Genomic DNA, 6,000 nt, shown 5'->3' with positions numbered 1-6,000 from the left:
GGAGACGCGGAGGAGCCAGCCAAGCCCCTCCGCGTCTCCGCGCCTCCGCGTGAGAATGCCCGTCAGTTCTGCGTGGTGTCCTTGAGCAGATGCAGCGGGGCGAGGCGCTGGCGCTGGCCGTTCACCACCAGCTCGAAGATGTAGGTGCCCTCGGCGGGGAAGACGATGTTCTCCAGCGGCATGACGATGCGCGTCTGGGGCGGGCCCTGCATCAGCTGCCCGTCGGACACCTCGGTCTGGCCGGTGATGGTCAGCGCCGGGCTGCGCGACGGGTCCATCAGCTCGATGGAGAAATCGATCTGCCCGCGCTCGTGCGGCTCCCACTCCACCGCCACCGCAAAGGTCATCCGCCCCTGCTGCGCGGGAAATCCCGGCGCGTAGAGCTGGTGGAACACGCCGTGGACGTCGAGCCGGCCGTCGGTCCGCTCGCCGGCATCCTCGCAGAAGAGTGCGTAGAGAACGTTCAAGGAACCATCTCCAATCAGGGTGACCCCGGTCAGTAGCCGAGGATGAGGATCGTCTCGCCGCGCTCATCCGAGTGGCGCGCCAGCTCGTCCATCGCGCGCAGCTCGGCGGCGAAGTAGTCCGGCAGCCGCCCGTGCTCCAGGGTGACGGGGGTGCCGCGGAAGACGCGCTCGAACTCGTCCGCCGCCAGCGCCACCTCCACCCGCGCGCCGTCCGCGGGCGACGGGAAGCGAGGGACGATTTCCGGCGCGGCCTCCTCCACCACCGGCGGCGCGTAGGTCAGGCCGGCGCGGCGGCTCTCCCACACCACCGGCGCCAGCGGGACGGCGAGCAGCTCGTCGAAGATGCCCTCCACCATCCACCCGCGCCCGCGGCAGACGCAGTAGCCGGCGTCGGTCCCCTGCTCCTGCCAGACGCAGTAGATCACGGGGAGCGACTCCCGCGCGGCGCGCATCCGCGCCGCCGCGTCGTCCCACCAGGCGCGGAACCCGGCGCCGTCGACCTGCAGCCCCTCGAACGGGAGGTCGTGGTACGGGTTCTCGATCCCCAGCGCCTCCAGGCAGCCGAGGATGTCGTCCCAGACGAGCGACGTGAACCACGAGAACCCGTCGAACCGCGCCCGGCCGCAGGCGCACCGCAGGACGACGTTGCGCGACATGGCCCGGCCTCACCCGCCGGCGCGCAGGCGCACGCGCACCGCCTCGGCGTGGCCGTGCAGCCCCTCGGCCTCGGCCAGGCGCACCACGTCGTCGGCGTGCGCGCGCAGGCGCTCGGGCGAGTAGCCGATCAGGCTGGTGCGCTTGACGAAGTCGTACACGCCCAGCGGGCTGGCGAAGCGCGCCGTGCCCCCCGTCGGCAGCACGTGGTTGGGGCCGGCGAAGTAGTCGCCCATCGGCTCGGGCGAGTGCGCGCCGAGGAAGATGGCGCCGGCGTTGCGGATGCGCCCGGCCAGCGCCAGCGGCTCGGCGACGAGCAGCTCCAGGTGCTCGGGCGCGCGCAGGTCCGCCACCGCCGCCGCGTCGGCCAGCGTGGGAACCACGACGATGGCGCCGTTGGCCTCCAGCGCCGCGCGGGCCACCTCCGCGCGCGGGTTGCGCTCCAGCAGCCGCTCGATCTCGCCGGGAACGGCCATGGGAAGCGAGACGCAGCTCGTCACCAGCCAGGCGATGGCGTCGGGGTCGTGCTCCGCCTGCCCGATCAGGTCCGCGGCGACGTGCACGGGGTCGGCCCACTCGTCGGCGATCACCAGGATCTCCGACGGGCCGGCGATCATGTCGATGTCGACCAGGCCGAACACCTGGCGCTTGGCCTCGGCCACCCACTTGTTCCCCGGGCCGACGATCTTGTCCACCCGCCCGACCGTCTCCGTCCCGTACGCCAGCGCCGCCACCGCCTGCGCGCCGCCGATCCGCAGCACCTCGGTCACCCCCGCCACGTGCGCCGCCGCGAGCACGACGGGCGACGCCTCGCCGCCGGGGGTGGGCGACACCATGGCGATCTCGTCCACGCCCGCCACCGCGGCGGGAATGGCGTTCATCAGCACCGACGACGGGTACGCCGCGCGGCCGCCCGGGACGTAGATCCCCACGCGGCGCAGCGGCGAGACGCGCTGGCCCAGGAGCGATCCGTCGGGCAGCCACTCGACGAAGCCGTGCTCGCGCTGGCGCTCGTGGAAGCGGCGCACGTTCTCCGCCGCGCGCCGCAGCGATGCCAGGAGATCGGGATCGATGGAGGCCGCAGCGCGCTCCAGCTCGTCCGCGCCGATGCGCAGCTCCGCGCCGGTGGAGACGTCGAGATTGTCGAAGCGGCGCGTGTACTCCACCAGCGCCGCGTCGCCGCGCGCGGCCACGTCGCCCACGATGCGCGCCACGGCCTCGCGGAGCGCAGGGTCGTCGGTCGACGCCGCGGCCGCCATCTCCCGCAGCTCCGTGAACGGCGGCGCGGTGCGGAGGGTCCGGATGTTCAGCACTGCATCAGCCTCATCTCAATCATGATCTCCACCAAACTGCGGGTGCGACGGGGAGAATCCGGCGCGGACGCGACCGGGAGGCCCCCTCCCCCCGGCCCCCTCCCCCGCTTCGCAGGGGCGGGGGAGAACTCATCACTGAATCGATTTCTGCCCGTCGTGCCTTGATCTCGGCCGCAGTCCCGCAGGGACTTTGTGCTTTCGTTGCCGCGAATTCATTCGCCCGGCAGTGGTCCGCTCTCCAGCGCCTTCGCCAGGTCGGCGATCAGGCGCTGGTGCTCGTCGAGGCGCAGCTTGTGGCTGGCGCGGTTGACGATCAGGCGCGCGGTGGACGGGGCCACGTCGTCCAGCACCACCAGCCCGTTCTCGGCCAGCGTGCGCCCGGTCTGCACCAGGTCCACGATCCAGTCCGACAACCCCAGCAGCGGCGCCAGCTCCACCGAGCCTGAGATGCGGATCAACTCCACCTGGATCCCCCGCCCCGCGAAGAAGCGGCGCGCGCTCTCCACGTACTTCGTCGCCACGCGCGGGATCCCGCCGCCCACCAGCTGCGGATACGGCGCGCCCGCCGGCGCCGCCACGGCCAGGCGGCATCCCCCGAAGCCCAGGTCGAGCGGGCGCAGCACGTCCGGCTGCGTCTCCTCCAGCACGTCGAGCCCCGCCACGCCCGCGTCGGCCACGCCGGCCTCGACGTAGACGGGGACGTCGCCGCTCTTCACCGGCAGGAACTCGAAGCGCCCGTCCGCCGAGGGCAGGATCAGGCGGCGGCTGTCGCGCGCGGCGGGATCGATCTGCGAGCCCATCGCCTCGAACAGGCGCAGCGCCTCGTCCATCATCCGCCCCTTGGGGAGGGCGATGCGGAGCGCGCGCGTCACGACGGCTCCTCGTCCAGGAGATCCGCCAGCGCGTCCGTCTCCAGCGCGAAGCCGACCGCGGGACGATCGGCGCCGTACAGCGCGAGGAGCCCGTCGTAGCGGCCGCCGAAGCCCACCGCGCGGCCGACGCCGGCCACGAACACCTCGAACTGGATGCCGGAGTAGTACCCCAGCCCGCGGATCTCGCCCAGGTCGTACACCACGTGCCGCCGCTCGTCGTCGCCCAGCAGCGCGTCCACGCGGCGCAGGCGGTCGATGGCCTCCTCCGCCTCGCGGCCGGAGGCGAGCGCGTGCGCGCGGGTGAGGACGTCGCCGCGGCCGATCAGCTCGGGGAGGACGACGAGCGCGCGGGTCACGGCCGCCGGGGCGCCGATCTCGCGCGCGCCCGCGGCCAGCGCCGCGCGGTCCTTGCGGTCGATGGCCGTCCGCAGCGCCTCCGCCTGCTCGGGCGAGAGGCCGGAGAGGAGCGGGCGGATGAAACGGATGTCGCCCAGGTTGATCTGGAACTCGTGCAGCCCCAGCGCGCGCATCTGCAGGATCACCAGTCGCAGCGCCTCGACGTCCGCTTCCGGTGACGGATCGCCGATCAGCTCGGCGCCCAGCTGGAAGATCTCCCTCCGCCGCCCAAGCCCTTCCGGCTCCTGGCGATACACCTTCCCCGCGTACGCCAGCCGCAGCGGCCCCGGCGCGTCCGCCAGCCGCGTGGCCACCACCCGAGCGATCGCCGAGGTGAAGTCCGCGCGCAGGGCGACGAGGCGGCCGTCGCGGTCGACGAAGCGGATCAGCCGCGCGGCCAGCTCGGGGCCGGCGCCGCGGGTGAACACCTCCTCGTACTCGAAGGTCGGGGGGATGACCTCCTGGTAGCCGTGCGCCTCGGCCAGCGCGAACCACGCGCGCTGAACGCGCCGGCGGCGGCGGACGTCGCCGGCCAGCAGGTCGAGCGAGCCGGGCGGCACCTGGGCGATGGGGGAGGTCGGCATGGGGCCGGAAGATATCGGCGGGGTGCGGGGCGGGCAACGCGGCGGTCGCACAACTCACGATGTGCACCGGATTTACGCTTTAGGCACACCCCTTGCTTTACTCCCCCGCCGAGGAGGTGCAGTACCCGATTTCACCCTTGGAGGGGAGGCACTTGTGGACATCATCCTGATCATCGCCATCATCCTGCTGCTGCTGGGCCTGCTGGGCGTGGGCGGCGTGATCCACGCCCTGGGAAGCATCGCCTGGATTCTGCTGATCATCGCCGTGATCGTGATCGCCTGGCGCGTGATCACCGGCCGCCGCCCCGTGGCCTGACGCGCGCGGCAGACGGATCTCCACGCAAGCACGCGGGGGCCCCGACCGGGGCCCCCGCGCGTCGTTATCTCCCTGTGTCGGCGACGGTTACGCCGGCGCCGCCTCGCCCGCGAGCGTTTCGGGAGTGATGGGCATCACCGAGCACAGCGGCGTGGCAGCGATGGCGGCCGTGTCCACCGCGCGCTGCGGGATGCTGGGGATGGTGGGCGCGCCGAGCAGGAACAGGTAGGTGTTGTGGTCGTGCTCGTATCCCACCCAGCAGGCGAAGTCGGGGTCGAAATTCTTCACCTCGCTGTTGCACGGCGGCGGCCAGCTGGAGCTGGGGGGATTGTTGCTGAGCCCCAGCGCCGTCCCGTTCGACGCGCTCCCCACGTCCACGTAGGCCACGCCGGCCTGGTCGAGCGCGGTCTGGATGGCCGCCAGCGCGGGGATGAGCTCGAGCGTGGCGAAGAGGAGGCTGTACGGCACGCCGTCTTCCGCCACGCCGCCGATGTTCGCGTAGCCGAAGGGGATGGCGTCCTGCTCGTTGTACACGCGGTAGGCCTGCCACTGCACCTGCGGGTTCGCCGTCTGCCCGTTGTAGTAGTTCACGAAGTCCTGGTTCCCCACGGTGGGCGCGGCGAAGGTGTAGGTCTTGAAGTTCACCTTGTTGGGCCGCAGCACCCAGGTCGAGGCCGTGTCCGCCAGCCAGAGGCCGATCACCGTGGCCATGGCGCCGCCCAGTGAGTGGCCGGTGACGAAGATGTCGACGTCGGTGTCGTAGGTGTTCCAGAGCGCCTCGGCCATGAACAGGGTGATCATGTTCGAGGGCTGGGGGATGGCCGGCGGCGTCATGTTAAACAGGTTCGACTGTGTCGCCAGGAGATCGGTCATCCCGTCCCACGACCCCTGCGCCACGTAGATCCGCGGGTTCGGCGGGCTGGCGGTGGGCCAGTCGTGCTTATCGATGACGTCGAAGTCTTCTTTCCAGTCTGTCAGGAAGTTCCAGTCCGTCCCCCGCACCACCACGGCGAAGCGCGCCGTCTCGCGGTTGTCGCGCGCCACGTACATCAGGTTGCTGAAGTCGGGGGTGATCCCAAGCCACACCAGCTGGAAGTACGGGCCGACCACGCTGGAGGCGGCCAGCTCGCTCTCGATGGCCTGCTGGATCTGCTGGTAGCTGCCGGTGTTCTCGCCCGCGTACGCGATGGACGAGAGCGTCATCATCTCCTGCGCCTCGGTCTGGCTGTAGCCCTGGGTGAACATCGTCCGGCTCCTTGCTGGCGTGTGTCGGTCGGGTGGGCTGTCGGCGGATGACGGGGCAACGCGCATTCCCCATCTTCCATCAACGGCAACCCCAATCACCACAACAGCTTGGAGATACAAGACAGGAGGGTGCGATCTCCGCGGCTGCAACGC

General features: G+C 71.5%; 7 protein-coding genes. 1 reads left to right on the top strand and 6 read right to left on the bottom strand.

Annotation, left to right across the window (positions count from 1 at the left end; genetic code table 11):
* Positions 1-62 precede the first annotated feature (62 nt).
* The 5 genes from VF092_10950 to hisZ form a co-directional block, all read right to left on the bottom strand.
* Entirely contained in the window at positions 63-467 is a 405-nt protein-coding gene (locus VF092_10950) for a hypothetical protein (GenBank protein HEX6747799.1), read from the bottom strand.
* 29 nt (positions 468-496) lie between these two features.
* Positions 497-1,123, bottom strand: a complete 627-nt coding sequence (locus tag VF092_10945; GenBank protein ID HEX6747798.1) for a hypothetical protein — start codon at positions 1,121-1,123, stop codon at positions 497-499.
* Between the two features lie 9 nt (positions 1,124-1,132).
* Positions 1,133-2,434: a histidinol dehydrogenase gene (hisD, locus tag VF092_10940; GenBank protein HEX6747797.1), complete on the bottom strand. Its 1,302-nt coding sequence runs from the start codon at positions 2,432-2,434 to the stop codon at positions 1,133-1,135.
* A 212-nt stretch (positions 2,435-2,646) separates the two neighbouring features.
* Positions 2,647-3,306: an ATP phosphoribosyltransferase gene (gene hisG, locus VF092_10935; GenBank protein ID HEX6747796.1), complete on the bottom strand. Its 660-nt coding sequence runs from the start codon at positions 3,304-3,306 to the stop codon at positions 2,647-2,649.
* Entirely contained in the window at positions 3,303-4,286 is a 984-nt protein-coding gene (hisZ, locus tag VF092_10930; protein ID HEX6747795.1) for an ATP phosphoribosyltransferase regulatory subunit, read from the bottom strand. The genes hisG and hisZ overlap by 4 nt, the downstream gene beginning before the upstream one ends.
* 154 nt (positions 4,287-4,440) lie before the next feature.
* Between hisZ and VF092_10925 the strand changes: the two genes are divergently transcribed.
* Positions 4,441-4,602, top strand: a complete 162-nt coding sequence (locus VF092_10925) for a hypothetical protein (protein HEX6747794.1) — start codon at positions 4,441-4,443, stop codon at positions 4,600-4,602.
* A gap of 87 nt (positions 4,603-4,689) precedes the next feature.
* Here VF092_10925 and VF092_10920 read toward each other — a convergent pair whose 3' ends face one another.
* Entirely contained in the window at positions 4,690-5,847 is a 1,158-nt protein-coding gene (locus VF092_10920; GenBank protein HEX6747793.1) for a lipase family protein, read from the bottom strand.
* Between the last annotated feature and the right edge of the window lie 153 nt (positions 5,848-6,000).

Source organism: Longimicrobium sp. (genome assembly GCA_036377595.1).
Taxonomy (GTDB): domain Bacteria; phylum Gemmatimonadota; class Gemmatimonadetes; order Longimicrobiales; family Longimicrobiaceae; genus Longimicrobium.
Note: the sequence above shows the minus strand (reverse complement) of the source record. Positions and strands in the feature narration are given on the sequence as shown.

Coding starts and splice junctions, on each gene's coding strand:
- VF092_10945 (HEX6747798.1), bottom strand. CDS start 1,123: ATGTCGCGCAACGTCGTCCTGCGGTGCGCCTGCGGCCGGGCGCGGTTC.
- hisZ (HEX6747795.1), bottom strand. CDS start 4,286: ATGCCGACCTCCCCCATCGCCCAGGTGCCGCCCGGCTCGCTCGACCTG.
- VF092_10920 (HEX6747793.1), bottom strand. CDS start 5,847: ATGTTCACCCAGGGCTACAGCCAGACCGAGGCGCAGGAGATGATGACG.